The organism is Gammaproteobacteria bacterium, assembly GCA_009845905.1.
Taxonomy (GTDB): Bacteria; Pseudomonadota; Gammaproteobacteria; order Steroidobacterales; family Foliamicaceae; genus Foliamicus.
The window spans coordinates 128,925-146,432 of the sequence record VXYS01000003.1; the positions used below are offsets into that span (position 1 = coordinate 128,925).

Annotated in this window: 14 protein-coding genes; 4 read left to right on the plus strand and 10 right to left on the minus strand. The window is 66.1% G+C overall.

The window, feature by feature from the left end; all coding sequences use genetic code 11:
• Positions 1-2: 2 nt before the first annotated feature.
• The 6 genes from F4036_00670 to smpB all read right to left on the minus strand — a co-directional run bounded on the left by F4036_00670 (position 3) and on the right by smpB (position 10,296).
• The gene (locus tag F4036_00670; protein MYK36255.1) at positions 3-1,166 is read right to left on the minus strand and encodes a hypothetical protein; all 1,164 of its coding nucleotides are present in this window, start codon (positions 1,164-1,166) and stop codon (positions 3-5) included.
• 88 nt (positions 1,167-1,254) lie between these two features.
• Positions 1,255-5,829 (minus strand): hypothetical protein, encoded by a 4,575-nt coding sequence (locus tag F4036_00675; protein ID MYK36256.1) that lies wholly within the window; start codon positions 5,827-5,829, stop codon positions 1,255-1,257.
• Positions 5,826-7,010, minus strand: a complete 1,185-nt coding sequence (locus F4036_00680; GenBank protein ID MYK36257.1) for an efflux RND transporter periplasmic adaptor subunit — start codon at positions 7,008-7,010, stop codon at positions 5,826-5,828. The genes F4036_00675 and F4036_00680 overlap by 4 nt, the downstream gene beginning before the upstream one ends.
• The gene (locus F4036_00685; GenBank protein MYK36258.1) at positions 7,007-8,770 is read right to left on the minus strand and encodes a hypothetical protein; all 1,764 of its coding nucleotides are present in this window, start codon (positions 8,768-8,770) and stop codon (positions 7,007-7,009) included. The genes F4036_00680 and F4036_00685 overlap by 4 nt, the downstream gene beginning before the upstream one ends.
• A 72-nt stretch (positions 8,771-8,842) precedes the next feature.
• A complete protein-coding gene (locus F4036_00690; protein ID MYK36259.1) occupies positions 8,843-9,949 on the minus strand; it encodes an outer membrane beta-barrel protein in 1,107 nt (368 codons plus the stop codon).
• Positions 9,817-10,296 carry an SsrA-binding protein SmpB gene (smpB, locus tag F4036_00695; protein MYK36260.1) on the minus strand — a complete coding sequence of 160 codons (480 nt, stop codon included), beginning with the start codon at positions 10,294-10,296 and terminating at the stop codon, positions 9,817-9,819. The genes F4036_00690 and smpB overlap by 133 nt, the downstream gene beginning before the upstream one ends.
• Before the next feature lie 107 nt (positions 10,297-10,403).
• On the opposite strand from smpB, the gene F4036_00700 reads away from it, so the two are divergent.
• Positions 10,404-10,841: a type II toxin-antitoxin system RatA family toxin gene (locus tag F4036_00700; protein ID MYK36261.1), complete on the plus strand. Its 438-nt coding sequence runs from the start codon at positions 10,404-10,406 to the stop codon at positions 10,839-10,841.
• Entirely contained in the window at positions 10,834-11,124 is a 291-nt protein-coding gene (locus tag F4036_00705) for an RnfH family protein (protein ID MYK36262.1), read from the plus strand. The genes F4036_00700 and F4036_00705 overlap by 8 nt, the downstream gene beginning before the upstream one ends.
• On the opposite strand, the gene F4036_00710 is transcribed toward F4036_00705, so the two are convergent.
• The 4 genes from F4036_00710 to F4036_00725 form a co-directional block, all read right to left on the minus strand.
• Positions 11,102-11,479 (minus strand): outer membrane protein assembly factor BamE, encoded by a 378-nt coding sequence (locus tag F4036_00710; GenBank protein ID MYK36263.1) that lies wholly within the window; start codon positions 11,477-11,479, stop codon positions 11,102-11,104. The two genes, F4036_00705 and F4036_00710, sit on opposite strands and share 23 nt — an antisense overlap.
• 113 nt (positions 11,480-11,592) lie before the next feature.
• Complete coding sequence (gene fur, locus F4036_00715) at positions 11,593-12,006, minus strand: ferric iron uptake transcriptional regulator (protein ID MYK36264.1); 414 nt, start codon at positions 12,004-12,006, stop codon at positions 11,593-11,595.
• Positions 12,003-13,799, minus strand: coding sequence for a DNA repair protein RecN (gene recN / locus F4036_00720; GenBank protein MYK36265.1), 1,797 nt, complete (start codon positions 13,797-13,799; stop codon positions 12,003-12,005). The genes fur and recN overlap by 4 nt, the downstream gene beginning before the upstream one ends.
• Positions 13,717-14,649 carry an NAD(+) kinase gene (locus F4036_00725; protein MYK36266.1) on the minus strand — a complete coding sequence of 311 codons (933 nt, stop codon included), beginning with the start codon at positions 14,647-14,649 and terminating at the stop codon, positions 13,717-13,719. The genes recN and F4036_00725 overlap by 83 nt, the downstream gene beginning before the upstream one ends.
• Positions 14,650-14,695: 46 nt before the next feature.
• Here F4036_00725 and F4036_00730 point away from each other — a divergent pair, with 46 nt between their 5' ends.
• Together F4036_00730 and dnaK are read left to right on the plus strand one after the other, a co-directional pair.
• The gene (locus F4036_00730) at positions 14,696-15,283 is read left to right on the plus strand and encodes a nucleotide exchange factor GrpE (protein MYK36267.1); all 588 of its coding nucleotides are present in this window, start codon (positions 14,696-14,698) and stop codon (positions 15,281-15,283) included.
• Between the two features lie 164 nt (positions 15,284-15,447).
• Positions 15,448-17,388, plus strand: a complete 1,941-nt coding sequence (gene dnaK / locus F4036_00735) for a molecular chaperone DnaK (GenBank protein ID MYK36268.1) — start codon at positions 15,448-15,450, stop codon at positions 17,386-17,388.
• Positions 17,389-17,508 lie beyond the last annotated feature (120 nt).

The window sequence follows — 17,508 nt, forward strand, 5'->3', positions numbered from 1 at the left end:
CCTTATTCCCCCCGGAAGTTTCGTGAGGTATCTACAACCGTCACGGAAACCCCGGGTTCCGCCGCAGGGACGGCTCCCAGCACCACGCCATCCCCGGTATCGAAGTCCGAAACGATCCAGCCGGCCTCGGTGCGGCCCAGCGATCGGGGCGTCACGGCTTCAAGCACGCCGCCGCGAACCACCCACACCGTCCCGTTGGCTTGCTCCGCCGCTTTCGGAAGCAACAGCGAGTTCTCGAATGCCGGTCCCTCGATCGACAGGTTGACGAAGGTTCCCGGCGCCGGAATGTTTGCCAGCGGGACCGAATCGGCAAACTTTACGTATAGGCGCACGAGGCGGCTGCGCCGGTTGACGATCGGCGCCACGCGATCCACAAAGGCGGGGAAGAACTCCCCATTCGCGATAACCTGCACTGCTCGTCCCTCGGCCGGATCCAGGTAATCCAGGTCGTCCAGGGAAATGGGCGCCTCCACTTCCAGGGACTCTCTCGAAAACGCCAGGCCGAACGGCTCCAGCGGACCGACGAGTTGTCCCCGCATTGCGGTCGTCTCCACGATCCGCCCGTCGAAGGGCAGCGAGTAGCGGGTGCGCGCCAGGTTCAGTTCGGATTTCTCCACCGCCGCCCTGGCCGCGTCCACCCGGGCCTGGTAGCGTGCGATTTCGGTTTCGTTGTTGACCAGCGGCGGAACCGGCCGGCCCGGGTTCTGGCTCTGAAACTCTTCGCGTTTTTCCTCGGCCCGCAATTCCCGCCAGCGCAGGCGCGCCTCCTGCTGCTGCAGGAGGGCCCTATTGATCTTGAGGTCGATCTCGAAGTCCATCGGGTCGATCGTCAGCAGTGTCTGTCCGGCGCGAAAGGTACCGCCTCCCCGCAATGCGTCGGAAACGGAAAGCACACGCCCGGCAACCTGGGTACGCAGGCCCACCTTGCCCTGGGCCCGCACTTCGCCGGTCAGCGATACGTTGAGGGAATGTTGCCCCCTGACCGGATGCGCAACGCCGACCTCCGGATCCTGCAACTGGGATCGCGCGACGGATGTCTGCGGGCCGCCCATTTCGGGAGCCCGGGCAAAATATACGGCTACGGCGAAAACCGCCAGCACCAGGGCCGTCTGCGCTAATCCGGCGAAGCGCCGACGCCCGCCTGTATCGTTGCCGTTGCCGTTCATTGCCCAATCCCCCCGAGCTCAGGTGCCGGTTGATTCTATATGGGCGACCAACAGCTTTCAATTGCCGGCATTGGCGGCGCGCCACGCCTTACCCGGCGAATGTCCGATCCAGGATACGGGCGCTTACGAGGGCGGTTTCCGCGATCAGATCGCCCAGTTCGTCAAAATGGCCGACGCCGCATAGGTCCGCGATCCTGGCCTTCTGATCGTCGGAGGCGGATTCGGGATCGAAAGCTTCGCCGCTGGTCATCTGGAAAAACCCTTCCAGGTTTTGCCATAGCGTGGCGGCCTCGACCAGCCCGGATGCGGCTCGCGCGTCGATAAGCTCATGCTTGCCTGCAGCTTCGAATGTCGGAATAAGGCCACGCACCAGCACTTCGGGGGTATGGCGGGCATGCATGAGCTGCAGGAATTCGGCCGCCAGCTCCAGTTCGGCCAGGCCGCCCGTTCGGCGCCGTATCTCCCAGGTATCGCTGTCCTTGTGCCGTTGCGCCAGGCTGCTGCGGACCGCGGCGATGTCGGCGGCGATGGCGCCGGCGTCATGTGAGCGTGTCAGCACCGAACGCCGGAACGTCTCGAACCGGTCGCCGAGGTCGCCTTCGGCCTCGAAGACACGTGCGTGGACCAGCATGCGCAGATCGGCCGAATCCGCGGATTCGTCGAAGTGCCGGCCGGCGGCTGCCAGTGTCGGGGCGAATGTTTCGCGACCTGCGCTTTGCAGGGCGTAGGGGGGCACAGGCCTGAGCAGGATGCCTTCGGCGGAGAATTCACGAATCAGCCGCGTGAAGAACTGCACGAACTGTGCGTGCCAGGCAGTGGGATTGAGTGTTGCGGTGGTCGATGCCCGGTCTTCCCGGTCGCAGACGAACAGCAGTTCCAGCGGGCCGCCGGCCACGAACTCGCGCCGGCCCGCGGGGCCCAGCGCCACCAGCGCTATGCGGCTGCCGGAAATTTCGCCGTGCTGCGTGGTGAATTCGGACCTGGCCGCGGGCAACAGCGACGCAAGGCAGGTCTCCAGGATGTCGGTCAGCGGTCCGGCGGCTTCCACGGGTGCCATCGTCCCGCCGGCAATGTGGGCGCCGAGCTGGAAGGTGCGCTCTTCCGCCCAGGTTCGGGCCTCGCTGACGGCATCGCTGACGTTCGGCGCCCTGGCGGCGACGTCGCCGAGCTGCGCGCGCATTTCCCCGATGTCGAACTCGCGCTGGTAGTACACGCGCACCAGGCCCTGGCGTGCGATCTTCTCCATCTCCGGATCCAGGTCGAGGTCTTCCGGCAACTGGAGGTCGGTGAATTCCTGCGCTCTCAGGCTTTCCTGCACGTAGGGATAGCGCGCCATCCATTGGGACAGTCGTGGCGAAGCGCCGATCACGCCGGCCACAACCCTGTCCGTGACGCGCCGGGTGCCGCCGGAAATGTCCAGCAGGACCAGCCACAGGGCCGGGACGAACAGCAGCGCGGCGACCGAGGAAAACACGACGCCGAAGGCCAGCGAGGCAGCCATCGGCACGAGCGGCTGAGCCGGAACGCTGTTGCTCAGCATAAGGGGCGCAACGCCGGCAAAAGTGGTGACCGTGGTAATCAGTATCGGACGGAACCGGGAAACGGCGGCGTTCAGCAGGGCGTCCTCCATACCGTCGCCGGCGGCCCGGAAACGGTTGACACCGTGAATCAGGACCAGCGTCGAGTTCACGACCACGCCGGAGGCGGCCACGATCCCGAAAACCGAAGCCATCGAAAGACCCACGACGGGCCCGAACAGTTTCAGAATCACGTGTCCCCATACCGCCCCCACGAAAGCGAACGGCAGCACCGCCATGATGATCAACGGCTGCGAATAGGAACGCAGGGGCAGGGCCAGCAGCGCGAATATCGCGAACAGGGCCAGGAGAAACAGCGGTCCGACCGTGGCGACCGTTTCCTGCTGCTCGCGGGCGCTTTCGACGGTGAATGAAACGCCGTCGTAGCGGCGCAGGACCTGGCTCAGGAACCCGGCGTTCAGCTCGGCCATGACGGCTTCCGCGGATGTGAGCCGGGGATCCACTTCGGCCGATACGTCCACGGTGCGCGACCCGTTGGTTCGCTGGATCTCCGCCAGTCCCCGCCCGCCGCTCACTTCGGCCACCGTTGCGAAAGGAACTTCCCCGCCCTCGGGCGTCCGGACCCTCAGCGAGAAAAGCGAATCCAGCGAGCGCCTTTGCTCTTCGGGGTAACGCACCATCAGGCGGACGTCGTCCCGGCCACGCTGTATCCGCTGGGCCTCTTCGCCGTAGAACGCCTGCCTTACCTGGCGGCCCAGATCGGCCAGGGTTATCCCCAGGGCTTCGCCGGCCGGAGTGACCGAGAGCTCCAGTTCGGCCTTGCCGTCGCGCAACGAATCGGCGATGCCGAACACGCCCGGGTACTGAAGCAGCTCGCCGCGAAACTCGTCGGCGATGCGTCTCAGGTCGCCGATGTTCTCGCCCGCGAACCGGATCCATATTTCCGGATCTCTCTCGATCCGCTCCGTAATGAAGCTGAGCTGGTCCGAGGCGGCAGAGGAACCCGCGGCCTCGCGCCACATCCTGCCCACTTCCTCGGTCCGGATGTCGCGCTCCTCGCTCGGATTCAGTTGTATCGTGACTTCGCCGAGGTGTGCTCCGGACGGCGCCGGAATGGCGCTGCCGGGCTGCGCCGTGGAAGGGTGCCCGCCCATGGCTTCCACAATGTGCAGCACGATCGGCTTTTCCTGGTCCTCGGCCAGTTGCTCCCTCAAGTCCCGGGCGGAATCGGCGAGTTGCTCGATGATCCCCTGCGTCGTCGCCTCGCTGGTTCCCAGCGGCATCCGCAAGCGGGCGGTGACCGTGTCTCCCTGTATCGGGGTGAAGAACGTGAACGGCAGGTGCCCGCTGAGAACGATGCTGATCGAGACGATCAGGGCAGCCAGCGAAATGGCCAGCGTCAGGACACGGTTCCGGTATGCGGCGCGGGCCAGTTCGCGGAAACGACCCTGGACAAGCGCCTCCAGCGCCGATTCGAACATGACCTGCACGCGCGCGAAACGGGCCCCCAGCCGGCCGAGAGCACCGGTTATGTGAGCCGCGTAAACCAGCGACACGCCGCCGATGGCGACGCCGACGGCGGTACGCGGATCGGGTGTGATTGCAAACGCCCCGATCACGACGGCCGCCAGGACGGTCATCCCGAACTCGCCCAGCGGCATCCGTGTCCGGCGGTGTCCGAGATGCGCCGGCAGGACCATCTGGCATTCGATCAGGGAGAAGGCGAGGCAGCAGATGACGGTGCCGGAGATCACGCTGAATATCTGCCCGAGCCTGCCGACGGAGAACAACAGCGGCATGAATGCCGCCACGGTGGTCAGAACGCCGAACGTGACCGGAACCATGACCTGCTGCGTTCCCTGAATCGCTCCGGCAAGCTGGCCGGCTCCCCGCCGGTGCGCGACATAGGTGCTTTCTCCGACCACGACGGCATCGTCCACCAGCATGCCCAGAGCGAGGATGAAGCCGATCACCGAGATGGAGTCGATCGAAAAGCCGAGCGAATACATGAGGAACAGGGCGCCGAGGAAGGCGATGGGGATGCCTGCCGCCACCCACAGCGCGAGGTGCGGGCGAAGGAAAAGGGCCAGCAGGAGCAACACCAGCAGAAGGCCCTGGACGCCGCTGTCCACCAGGGCCCCGAGGCGGCCGGTCACGAGTTTCGATTCGTCTTTCCATACCTGCACCTGCACCCCTTCGGGATACCGGGAGGAGGACCGGGCGACAAAGTCCTTGACGGTCTCGGTGATCAGGCGAATGTCCTGCTCGCCCATTCTGCTGACCTGGACCAGTGCGGCCGGCCTGTCGTTGAACGTGAGGCTCTGGCTGGTGTCTTCGAAGCCGTCCACGACCCGGGCGACATCCTTCACGAGCACCCGGGTGCCGTCGTTGCGGGTGGTCACGAGCAGGTTCTCAATTTCACGGCCCCAATAGGCCTGGCCGCTGGTTCGCAGCAGCACTTCGCCTTCGCGGGTCTTCACGGTGCCGCCCGGCAGGTCCAGCGAACGTTGGCGCAGCGCGTTGGCGACGTCGTCGAAGGTCAGGTTGTTGCGCGACAGCGACAGTTCCGAGACCTCGACGGAAATCTCGTACGGCCGCGCATTGGTGACTTCGGCATGCGTGACGCCGTCAAGTCTCAGGATGTCGTCGCGCACGCGGCGGGCCATTTCCTTGAGCGCGCGTTCGTCGGCAGGGCCGGTAACGGCAATTTCCATGACCACGCTCGACGGCGTGACGAGCTGAATGATCGGCTTTTCCGCTTCCTGCGGAAACGTGTCGATAGCGTTGATCTGCGCATCGACGTCGTCCAGCACCAGGAACCGGTCGGCGTCGTGGAAGAGCTCCACCACGACGTTGCAGCGACCCTCCATCGCGGTCGAGCGCACTTCCTTGATGCCGTTGATTCCTTCGATCTGCTCCTCGATCCGGGTGCAGATTCCGGACTCCACTTCCTCGGGCGCGGCCCCCAGGTACGGGACGGTGACGGTAATGACCGGCAGGTCGAAGTCGGGATAGAGCTTGACCGGTATCTGGCCGAGCGACGCAAGACCGGCCAGAACGGCAAATCCCATCAGGAGGTTGGCCGCCACACTGTTGGTGGCGAACCAGGCGATCATCGCCTTCATCCGGGTGTGGCGGGAACGGGCGGAGCGGGCACCGGGCGAACGCTCTGACCCTCGATGGCGTCGTCCAGGGCCGTTACGCAGATCCGCTCCCCGTCCGAGACGTCAACCCGAAGGTAGGCGGTTTCCGCGGTCAGACGCACTACTTCCGCGTCACGAAAGGAAAGCCGGTTGTTCGTGTCCACGACGTAGAGCCGGTTTCCGGCCTGCAGCGCCGTGCCGGGTACCACGAGGACGTCTTCAACGTGCTTGCCCACGATGTCGGCTTCCACGAACAACCCGATGGTCAGTGGCGGCGCGCCTTCTTCCGGTTCATATGGATCGGCCACCTGCGCGATTACGTTGACGACCCGGCTCAAGGGGTCCAGTTCGCCCTCGGTCCGGACCACGTCGGCCTCCCAGGCATGCATGCCGCCGGCGAATTCTGCGCGCAATATCGCCCTGGTCTTCACGGCGGACGGCGGATCGGTGCGCGCGAGGGAAAAGGGCAGAAAGGCGAGGTCCTGGTCCTTGACCGGCAGGCGCACCTCGGCGTAATCGGTGGAGTATAGGGTGGCGATGGACTCGCCGCGCGATACGAACTGCCCGGTATCCACGCTCTCGGAGCGCACGCGCCCGTCATATGGCGCGGTCACGCGGGTCCGTTCCAGATCGCGTTCGGCCTGCGCAAGGGCGGCCGACGCCTGGCGTAAGGCCGCGCGGGCCACATTGAGCTGGTTCAGGGCCATGTCGAGATCCGCCTGGCTGACCGACTGGGTGGCCGCCAGTTCCTCCGCCCGATTGAAGGTGAGTTCGGCGTTGGCGAGTTCGCTTTCGGCGGAGGCGAGCGCGGCCCGCGCCTGTTCCAGGGCGGCTTCGTAGTCGATCCGCTCGATTTCGATCAGCACGTCGCCCTTTGAGAAAAAGCCCCCGGAGACCATGGACGGCGATACCGCGACGACCCTTCCTGAGACTTCCGCGACCAGGTTGCTCTCGGTCTTGGGAACAACGGTTCCGTGCGCCGTGACGGTCAGTTGCGCGGTTCTCTTGACCGCCTCCACGGTCTGAACCGAGGGGGCGTCCGGCGGCCGCGCCTGACGGTCCGGCCTGGGCCCCGTTGCAATGATGACGATCGCCAGCAGGAAGCCTCCCGCCACGATGAGTACGGGGCCGATATAGCGCTTCAAGAGGGCCAGGAAGCTCATCCGGCGGCTCCCGCTGCGGCTCTTGGCGCGTCCACGCGCACGGTCACGATGTCCGTGTCGTGGTATTGCTGGTGGTGCACGGACGAGGCCAGGCCGCGCAGCAACCGCAGCGAGACTTCATGTTCCGGCGCCTGGCTGGAGCTCTGTTCCACCAGCAGGGCCATCCGGTCCTCCACGTTGCCTTCGCCGGGCGCCGCGATGAGTTCCAGCACCGCGCCGTCGCCTTCCTTGTGCGCTACCAGCAATAGCCGCCGTTTTGCCTGGTTATCGTCGTCCTGGTGATCGAGCAGGGTCAGGAGGGTCTCCTCGCTCGCGGCCTGAAGCCGGCCGGCCATCGCGTCGGACCAGCCGCTGCGCCTTGTGAACGACTCCAGAAATTCCTGGATCCGGGGCAGGGCGGACACTGCGAACTCCGCCTCGAGCCTTCGGCGGCGCGGCGCCGTGAGTTCGAGGAAGAGGGTCATGAGCACCGCCGTGAGTCCGCCGGCCGTCATGCCGTTCTCCATCATCCCGCCGGCAAACTCCGAGAAGAACTCCGGGAATATGACGCCGGCCTGGAATCCGGTGCCGATCCAGAAGGACACGCCGCAGATCAGGCCGTTGCGGGCGTTCATGCCGTCCTGGATCACCAGTTTTATCCCGACCATGAACAGCATCGCCATGAGCACGATGACGTAGGCCGCCACCACCGGTCCGGGTATGGCCAGGATCATCGCAAGCGCCTTGGGCAGAAATGCGACCGCCAGGAAGATCGCTCCCACCGCGATTCCGACCCTGCGCGCCCCGACGCCGGTCAGCTCGGTCACCGAAACACTGGTGGAGTAGGTCGTGTTGGGTACCGTGCCGGCGAGGCCCGACAACAGGTTGCCGACGCCGTCGGCCGCCACCGCGCCCTGGACCGCCCGGAAATCGGGCGCGCGCGGTTTGCGCCAGGAAACGCGCTGAATCGCGAGACCGTCGCCTATGGTCTCGATGGCGCCCACCAGGGTGGCGAAGATGAAGGCCGGAAGCAGGCTCCAGAACACCGGGCCGAAGTCGAGATTCAGCCCCGGCCAGCTCCCGGCGGGAAGCCCGATCCAGCCGGCTTCCGCAACCAGTTGCGTGTTGTAGAGGCCGTAGAAGCCTGCCAGAATCGATCCCGCCACAACGCCGATCAACGGCGCCCACAGGCGCAGCACGGCGTTTCCCCTGAGCGCGATTGCCACGATGATCACGAGGGTCATGACGACGGTGAGCGGGGTGGCGAAGGACGGCGCGCCCTCGGGGAGGTCCTTCAGCATGTCGAAGGCCACCGGCATCACGGTCACGGCAATCAGCATGATCACGGTGCCCGATACGGTCGGGGTCAGCACCCGGCGCAGCAACGAAAGCCGCCCGGACAGCAGGAACTGGAACAGGGAGGCAATGATGACCAGCGTGCCCAGCATGGCGGGTCCACCCTTGGAAATGGCGGCGATGCAGACCGCGATGAAGGTCGCCGAAGTGCCCATGACCAGCACGTAGCCGGATCCGAAGCGTCCGACCCGGACGGCCTGAAGGATGGTCGTGACGCCGCTGACGGCAACGGCGGCGAAGACCGCCCAGGAGAGATAGGACTCCCCGCCGCCCGCGGCCCGGATCACGATCGCCGGCGTCAGGACGATGCCGGCAATACAAAGCACCGCGAACTGCAGGCCGAGCCCGAAGGACAGCGGTTTCGGCAGCTTGTCGTTCGGCTCGTAGCGAACGTTGGCGACGGATTCGGGCGTATCGGCCATCATGCAGCTCCGGTTGAGTGGGGGGCGCAGCCGGCTCGTTCAGTTTCCATTGGGCTTGCTCGTCGGGCGCCGCGATCAGTTGCCGATCAGGCGCTTGACCGTCAGCATGAGCGTCCAGCTGCGCGTTCCGCTGAAGGTATTGGTGTTGGTCAGGTCGGGATCCAGTTGGTGCATGGGGTGGTATTCGTAATCGCCCATGTCCTCGAAGTCGCCGGTGGCCGACCAGGTCAGTTTCAGGCCCACGCGCACCTTGCCTCCCGGGTTGTAGTCGGCCCCGGCGTGCAGGCGCCAGACCACGACCGTGTCGTTCAGATCATTGTTCTGGGCGCTGTTGTAGAACGAAAGCGGCGGATCGTACGTCTCGCCGCCGCCCGAGGTGTCCTGGTAATCGCTGGCGTAAAAGACGTCGGCGAACTCCACCGACGCCATTCCCAGGCCCGCTCCCGCGTATGGTGTGATCGCGCCCCATGCGCCGGGGAAGTCGTAATACGCATCCAGCGAGACGGAGCGCACGCGCAGGTGGTCGATCGTGGCGCGTCCGTTGGCCTCGACCGTGCCGCCGGGTCGCGGCCGGATGGCGGTCCCGTCGTAGTAGGTGATGTCCCGGAACATCTGGCTCGTGTCGTGCCTCTGTTGCGCCAGAGCCAGCTCCAGGCGGGTCCGGCCGAAAAAGCGCCCGGCGGAAAGCTCGAAGGCGGCGCCGCCGTCCAGACCGACGTCGTATTGCCAGCGGTATCCGGGCGCCAGGGGGACCGGGTCCTGATCGAAGCAGGCGGCGTCGGGATAACAGAAGCTCTCCCGGTTCCAGCCCTCCTGATCCAGCGTGGAGCCCCGACCGGCTCCGAGGCCGGCCCCGATATACCAACCGGCGTCCAGGCTGTCCCGGCCGGAGTCCTGCGCAGCCGCCGGGCAGGCAAGCGCGACCAGCGCCGCGACGCCCGCGACCGGAGCAAGGAACAACTTGCGACGCCCTGAATTCAGTTTTCCAACCCCCGCCGGAACCCGACCGCGAAGTATGCTATCAAAATTGGGTGCCGCGCATCCCCGGCTCAGGAGCGGCCCTGAGCCCTGTGCCGGGCAAGTCGCTGTTTTTCTCGCTGCCAGTCGCGTTCCTGGTCCAGCCGGCGCTTGTCGTACTGCTTGCGCCCCCTTCCCAGTCCGATGCGCAGCTTTACCTTCGATCCGCTCCAGTACAAGGCCAGCGGAATCAGGGTGAGCCCTCGCTGCTGCACCTTTCCGGCCAGCCGGTCGATCTGGTTGCGGTGCAGGAGCAGCTTGCGGCTGCGGTCGGGCACCGGGGGCGGGTGGGCGCTGGCGTGCGGCAGCGGCGCGAAGTTGGCGCCGGTCAGCCAGGCTTCGCGATCGCGGATGGCCACGAAGGCTTCCGCCAGGCTGGCGCGGTTGGCGCGCAGGGCCTTGACCTCCCAGCCGAGCAGCGCAAGACCGGCGTCGAGTTCCTCGAGGATCTCGAAGTTACGGTAGGCGCGGCGATTTGCCGCGATTCGTCCCGGTTGTGGTTTGCGCGCCATGTCTTCGGATTCGGTGTCGCAGGGCGCAAAGGGCGCCCCGGCCAGTGCACGAGTGCCGTGTCAGGCTCATATTGTCGCATCAGCGCGCAGGCGGCATCATAAAACGAATGCGTGAAATATCGCGAGAGGCCCTGACGCCGGGTTCGCCCGAGACTGTTTTCGATCTCGTGGCCGCGGTGGAGGACTACCCGCGTTTTCTTCGCGGCTGCGCCGGCGCCGAGATTCATCGTCAGGACGAGCGCGAGGCGCTGGCCAGCCTGGACCTCAAGGGCGGTGTGTTCAAGCAGCGCCTGACCACGCTGAACCGGATGGAACGGCCGCGCCGGCTGGTCATGAACCTGAGCGAAGGGCCTTTTCGTTATTTGCGCGGGGAGTGGCGGTTCGAACCGGCCGGCTCGGGCTGCAGGGTATCGCTGCGGATCGAGTTCGAGTTTTCCAGCCGGGCCCAGGACCTGTTGCTGCGGCCGAGCTTCGAGGCCTTGTGCGACCGCCTGGTCCAGGACTTTCTCAGGCGCGCGAGGGAGAACGCCTCCCGTCATGGCTGACGAAATCGCCATCGAAGTGAGCTACGCCCTTCCGGGCGCACAGCGCGTCCTGACGCTGCGCGTGCCCGCCGGTTCGACGGCGCGGCGCGCGGTCGTGCTTTCCTGCATCGACGCGCTTTTCCCGGAAATCGAAGCCGCGAGCTGTCCGCTCGGCGTGTTCGGCGCGGCGGTGGCCGACGATTACCGGCTGCAGCACGGCGACCGGCTGGAGGTCTATCGGCCGCTTGAAAACGACCCGATGGAGGCGCGACGCCTGGGCGCTAGCCGGCGGGCAGGGGCGTGATTTCGATCGAGCTTACACCTTCGTCCGAGAATTCGATCATGACGATGCGGCGCTCGCCTTCCAGGGTCCCGGGCGTGAACACGTAGTCCCAGCGATCGGCGTGAAACGGGTCGCGCACCGTCGGTGTGCCCAGCAGATAGGCGACCTGCTCGCGGGTCATCCCCATTTCCACCTTGTCGATATCGCCGGGATCGGTGATCCATCCCTGGTAGATGTTGACCTTGTAGACGCAGCCCGCCAGCAGCGCGCCGGCTGCGGCAATCACCACCAGACGGCGCAAATAAATACAAGGCTTCATCGCGGAGCCGGAGTATATCAGCGGGGCTCTGCGGTAGCCCGTTCTTGCCCCCTGCATTCGGGGGCTTGTGAGCCAGGGATGGCGGAGCAAGCTACAGGGATGTATTCATGCGTCTCCCGGAAGAAGGAAGCGAAGAGAAGGCGGGATTGAAGCGCTTTGGTCGTTTCGGGTCAGTGCCGTTTCCGCACGTACAGGACCAGGCTGTGGTCGATCAGTTCGTAACCCGCCGACCGCACGACTTCTTCCTGCAGGCGCTCGATGTCCTCGTTGACGAATTCAATGACCTCCCCGGTGTCGATGCAGATCATGTGGTCGTGGTGATCGCCCGAGTCGAGCTCGAACACGGAATGGCCGCTCTCGAAGTTGTGCCGCGTGACCAGGCCCGCCTGTTCGAACTGTGTCAACACCCGGTAGATCGTCGCCAAGGGAATTTCGTTGTCGTCCGCCGCCAGCTTCAGGTGGATGTCGTCGGCGCTCAGGTGGCGTTCGCTGCTTTGCGCCAGCACGCGAAAGATGCTGAGCCTGGGCTGGGTGACCTTCAGGCCAACAGCCTGCAGGTTCTTGCGCGGTACGTTCCTGGTCACTTGACTGCCGCCGCCCCGCCCGCATGCGATCCCGCGCCCGGCGTCTGCCTGATGCGCCCGCGCGCGAGCATCTCCTCGGCGTGGGCCAGGGTCCGGGGCGTGATCTCCACACCCCCAAGCATACGCGCTACTTCCCGTATCCGTTCGCTTTCGGCCAGTTGCGCGGACACCGTTCGCGTGCCGCCGTCGCGCACGATCTTGCTCACCCGGATCTGCCGGCCGGCCTGGCTGGCGACCTGCGGGAGATGGGTCACGCAGAGCACCTGGCCGCGCTCGCCGAGTTCCGCCAGGCCGGCGCCCACCACTTCGGCTACCCGGCCGCCGATTCCCGAGTCCACTTCATCGAAAACCATGGTCGGCGGCTGTCGGGCGCCGACCGCCGCAAGCTGGATCGCCAGCCCGATCCGGGCCAGTTCGCCGCCCGAGGCGCAACGCGCCAGCGGACGCGCGGCCTGACCGGGATTGAGCGCCACCAGGAATTCCACCCGGTCGCGTCCCCTGCGTCCCAAAGCGCCGGTCTCGCCGAAGCGCACGGAAAGCGATCCGCCTTCCATCGCCAGGCCCTGCATGCGATCGGATACCGCGCGGGCAAACTCCGTTGCCGCCCGCCTGCGGGCCTTGGACAGGCTGGCGGCGCCGTCGTCCGTTTTCCGCCGCAGGTCGTCGCGGCGCTGGAGCGCCTGCGAAAGCCGTTCGTCCAGCGATTCCAGGCCTTCCTTCTCGTCTTTCAGTTCCGCGGCCAGCCCGGGCAGTTCCTCCTGGCCGCGGCCGTGCTTGCGGGCCACGGCCAGCAACGCCTGCCGCCGTTGCTGGACTTCGTCAAGATTGCCGTCCTCTTCTTCCAGGTCCATGCCGACATTCTGAATGGAGGCCACCGCTTCATCGACCAGCACTTCCGATTCGCTGAGCAGGCGGGCCGCCTCCCTGAGGCCGGGCTCGAATTGGCCCGCGCTCTCGAGCGCCTGGCGGGCGGACGCCAGCGCACTGCCGGCGGAGTGCTCGCTCTCGCGAAGCGCATCAAGGGCGCCGCCTGCCGTTTCGAGCAGGCGCGCCCGGTTGGCCAGGCGCATGCGAATGCGGTCCAGTTCTTCCATTTCGCCCGCCTGGGGATTCAGCGCCTCGAGTTCGCCGATCCAGCTGTTCAGCAGGTCCCGGCGAGCGGCCCGCTCGCCGGCGCGCTGATTCAGGGAGTCGCATTCGCGCTCCGCGTCGCGCAGTTCCTGGTAGCGCGCCGAAAACTCTTCCACGGATTCGGACAGCCCTCCGAACTCGTCCAGGATGCGCAGTTGCGCCCCGGTGTGAAGCAATGCCTGGTGCGCCTTCTGCCCGGAGATGTCCACGATGCAGGCGCCCAGCTCGCGCAAGCGGCGGGCGGGGACCGGCACGCCGTTCAGGGAGCCGCGCGAGCGCCCGTCGGCGCGGATGACCCGCCGCATGATGCACTCGCCGGCGAGGTCGTAATCGCCGGCCCAGGAAGGCAGCGGCGTTGACTCGGGGACCTCGAAACAGGCGGTCACGTCCGCCTGCGTTTCGCCGGTGCGCACCTGGTTCGAGTCGGCGCGCTCGCCGGTGGCCAGCGACAGCGCCTCCACCAGAATGGACTTTCCCGCGCCGGTCTCCCCGGTCAGCGCGGTGAATCCCGGCTCCATGTCCAGTTCGGCGGAATCGACCACAGCCAGGTTGCGGATGGCCAGGTGGGTCAGCACGAATCTAGCCGGCGTCTTGCGTCGCGGGCCCCTTGGCCCAGTTGAGCTTCTCGCGAAGCACCGAGAAATAGTTGTAGTCGGACGGATGGATCAGCTTGAGCCGGCGCGAGGAGCGGGACACGTGCAGCGTCTGGCCGTATTCCAGGACGCCCAGATCGACGCCGTCGCAACTCACGGCCGCGGTAATTCCGGTGTCCGCCGGGATCGCCAGCGCCAGCTTCGCGGCGCCCGGAATCACCAGCGGACGGTCGTCCAGTTTGTGCGGGCAGATCGGCACCAGCACGGTGGCATCGAGGCGCGGATCGACAATGGGCCCCCCGCAACTCATCGCGTAGGCGGTGGAGCCGGTGGGCGTGGCGGCGATGAACCCGTCGCCGCGGTGGGTGGCGATATGGCGCCCGTCCACCGTGGTCGAAAGCTCAAGGATCCGGGCGCCGCCGCTGCGATGCGCGACCACATCGTTGACCGCCGTGGCGCGCAGGGCCTTGCCCTTCCTGCGGGTCAGCCGGGCGCTCAGCAGCATGCGGCGTTCCGAAAAGTACTGGCCTGCCAGCAGCGCGGAAAGTTCCGATTCGAATCGTTCCTGACCCAGGTCGGCCAGGAACCCGAGCCGGCCCAGGTTGACGCCCAGCAGGGGAGTGTCTCGCTGCACGGCGACCTGCGCCGCGCGCAGCATGGCGCCGTCCCCACCCATCGCGATGATCAACTGGGCCTCCTGCGCAGTCGCCGGTTTCTCCTGGCCGTGCGCGAGCGTTGCCGAGCATCCGAGTTCGGTCAGATGGGCCGCCAGTTCGCCGGCCGCCTGCGCGATGGCGTCGTGCCCGTCTCGGGCAAGAATCGCCACCCTTTGGAACTGGATTTTCGGCATTTGCGGAACCTCTGTTCGGCGGCAGTCCAACAGGCTGTTGCGGCTTGAAAAAGAGGAATAATGCACCATAGTACCCCCGCATGGAATACACGGGCGAGCAAAGGGGAAACTGCCAATGAGCAAGCGCAAGCAATCCGAAGAGCCGGAAGCCGAAGGTACGGCGGATGCGGCTGTCAGCGCCGATGCCGCCGAATCCGCCGAACCGGAAGATCCCGCGAAGCAGATCGAGGGCCTCAAGGCCGCGCTCAACGAACAGCATGAGGCTCATTTACGGGCGGTGGCCGAGGCCGAGAACGTTCGCCGGCGCGCGCAAAGGGAAATCAGCAATGCGTACGGGCGCGGTCAGCGGCAGATCGCGCGCGAATTCCTGGCGTCCATCGACGCACTGGAGTTGGGCCTGAGTTCCGCCGACGGCGCCACCGCGGAAACCCTCCTGGAAGGGCAGCAGGCCACGCTCCGCCAGCTACTGAAGGCGCTGGAGCAGTTCGGCGTCGAGGCGGTGGACCCCGAGGGCGAGCCCTTCGATCCGGAGCGCCACGAGGCGGTGAGCATGCAGCCGTCCGATTCGGTGGCTGCCGACAGCGTGATCGCCGTCATGCAGAAGGGTTATCTCATGCAGGGCAGCCTGCTGCGCGCCGCGCGCGTCGTGGTATGTTCCGGCCCCCCCGAGGCTGCGGAGCCGGCGAACGACGCAGACGACTAAAGCGCGGTGATGCACCCTTCCTGGCAGGAGCGTCGCGAAGTGGCTCCAGAAGGAAGGGTGCATCACCGCGCGAAGGGAAAGCTCCCCGCCCGTTGAATTGCGGGCCCTGAATCCTCATATCGGGTATTGGTAACAAATGTGTTGAAGTTCATGGAGAAACACGCATGAGCAAGATAATCGGAATCGATCTGGGGACCACCAATTCCTGCGTGGCCGTCATGGACGGCAAGCAGGGCAAGGTGATCGAGAATTCCGAAGGCGACCGCACCACGCCTTCGATCGTCGCTTTCGCAAAGGACGACCAGGTCCTGGTGGGCCAGTCCGCCAAGCGCCAGGCCATCACCAATCCCACCAACACGCTGTACGCGATCAAGCGTCTGATCGGGCGCAGGTTCAAGGACAGCGTCGTGCAGCGCGATGCCGAGATGGTGCCGTACAAGCTGGTGGAATCGGACAACGGCGACGCCTGGGTGGAGGTCAAGGGGCGCAAGATCGCACCGCCCGAGATTTCCGCGCGCGTTCTCCAGAAGATGAAGAAGACGGCCGAGGATTTCCTGGGTGAGGACGTGACCGAAGCCGTGATCACGGTCCCGGCCTATTTCAACGACTCCCAGCGCCAGGCCACCAAGGACGCCGGCAAGATCGCCGGGCTCGAGGTCAAGCGCATCATCAACGAGCCTACCGCGGCCGCGCTGGCCTACGGCATGGGCCAGCAGCGCGGCGACCGCAAGATTGCCGTATACGACCTGGGCGGCGGCACCTTCGATATCTCGATCATCGAGATTGCCGAGATCGACGGCGAGACGCAGTTCGAAGTGCTGGCCACCAACGGCGACACTTTCCTGGGCGGAGAGGACTTCGACAACCGGCTGATCGACTACCTCGCCGGCGAGTTCGAGAAGGAGCAGGGAGTGGACATCCGCAAGGACCCGCTGGCCATGCAGCGCCTGAAGGAGGCCGCGGAGAAGGCCAAGATCGAACTGTCCACGCAGCAACAGACGGAGATCAACCTGCCGTTCATCACCGCCGACGCGGACGGGCCCAAGCACATGAACATCCGGGTCACCCGCGCCAAGCTCGAGGCCCTGGTGGAGGACCTCATCAGCCGCACGATCGGGCCCTGCCGCACGGCGCTGTCCGACGCCGGCCTTTCCGTGGGCGACATCAACGACGTGATCCTGGTGGGCGGGCAGATCCGCATGCCCAAGGTCCAGGAAGCCGTGCGCGACTTCTTCGGCCGCGATCCGCGCAAGGACGTGAATCCCGACGAGGCCGTGGCGCTGGGCGCCGCCATCCAGGCCGGCGTCCTTTCCGGGAGCGTCAAGGACGTATTGCTCCTCGACGTGACCCCGCTGTCCCTGGGCATCGAGACGCTGGGGCAGGTCATGACCCGTCTGATCGACAAGAACACGACGATTCCGACCCGCGCCAACCAGGTGTTCTCGACCGCCGAGGACGGCCAGTCCGCGGTGACGATCCACGTGCTGCAGGGCGAGCGCCAGCGGGCCGCGGACAACAAGTCGCTGGGACGCTTCGACCTCACCGACATTCCGCCGGCGCCGCGCGGCGTGCCGCAGATCGAGGTGACCTTCGATATCGACGCCAACGGCATCCTGAACGTGTCGGCCAAGGACAAGGCCACCGGTCGCGAGCAGAAGATCGTGATCAAGGCCTCCAGCGGGCTGTCCGACAAGGAGATCGACCAGATGGTCCAGGAAGCCGAGATGCATGCCGAGGAGGACCGCAAGTTCCGCGAACTGGTGGACGTGCGCAACCAGGCCGACGGGCTGGTGCACTCCAGCGAGAAGGCGCTGTCCGACCTGGGCGAAAAGGTGCAGCCGGACGAGCGGGCGGCCATCGAATCGGCTGTGGCCGACCTGAAGACGGCGCTGCAGGGCGACGACAAGTCGGTCATCGAAGCCAAGAGCCGGGCGCTGTCCGAGGCGGCCGCGGGCCTTGCCCAGCGGGTCTACCAGGAGCAGGCGCAGGCCGAGCAGGGCGCCGCAGGCGCGGAGCCGGAAATGGACTCCGGCGGCGATGACGCCGACGTCACCGACGCGGAGTTCGAGGACGTTACGCCGGACGACCAGAAGAAGTCCGCCTGATTGCTACGCACACCGTAGCCGTCTCTTCGCCTCCTCCGTCCGGGAGTATTGGAGGCAGGGATGCCGGAGCAAGCTACAGGGATGTATTCATGCGTCTCCCGGACGGAGGAGGCGAAGAGA

Bases quoted from the DNA above. Each gene is read 5' to 3' on its own strand.
- F4036_00680 (MYK36257.1), bottom strand. From the start codon at position 7,010: ATGAGCTTCCTGGCCCTCTTGAAGCGCTATATCGGCCCCGTACTCATC.
- F4036_00705 (MYK36262.1), top strand. From the start codon at position 10,834: ATGGCTGACGAAATCGCCATCGAAGTGAGCTACGCCCTTCCGGGCGCA.
- F4036_00710 (MYK36263.1), bottom strand. From the start codon at position 11,479: ATGCAGGGGGCAAGAACGGGCTACCGCAGAGCCCCGCTGATATACTCC.
- F4036_00675 (MYK36256.1), bottom strand. From the start codon at position 5,829: ATGAAGGCGATGATCGCCTGGTTCGCCACCAACAGTGTGGCGGCCAAC.
- smpB (MYK36260.1), bottom strand. From the start codon at position 10,296: ATGGCGCGCAAACCACAACCGGGACGAATCGCGGCAAATCGCCGCGCC.
- dnaK (MYK36268.1), top strand. From the start codon at position 15,448: ATGAGCAAGATAATCGGAATCGATCTGGGGACCACCAATTCCTGCGTG.
- F4036_00725 (MYK36266.1), bottom strand. From the start codon at position 14,649: ATGGTGCATTATTCCTCTTTTTCAAGCCGCAACAGCCTGTTGGACTGC.
- F4036_00670 (MYK36255.1), bottom strand. From the start codon at position 1,166: ATGAACGGCAACGGCAACGATACAGGCGGGCGTCGGCGCTTCGCCGGA.
- F4036_00730 (MYK36267.1), top strand. From the start codon at position 14,696: ATGAGCAAGCGCAAGCAATCCGAAGAGCCGGAAGCCGAAGGTACGGCG.
- F4036_00685 (MYK36258.1), bottom strand. From the start codon at position 8,770: ATGATGGCCGATACGCCCGAATCCGTCGCCAACGTTCGCTACGAGCCG.
- F4036_00700 (MYK36261.1), top strand. From the start codon at position 10,404: ATGCGTGAAATATCGCGAGAGGCCCTGACGCCGGGTTCGCCCGAGACT.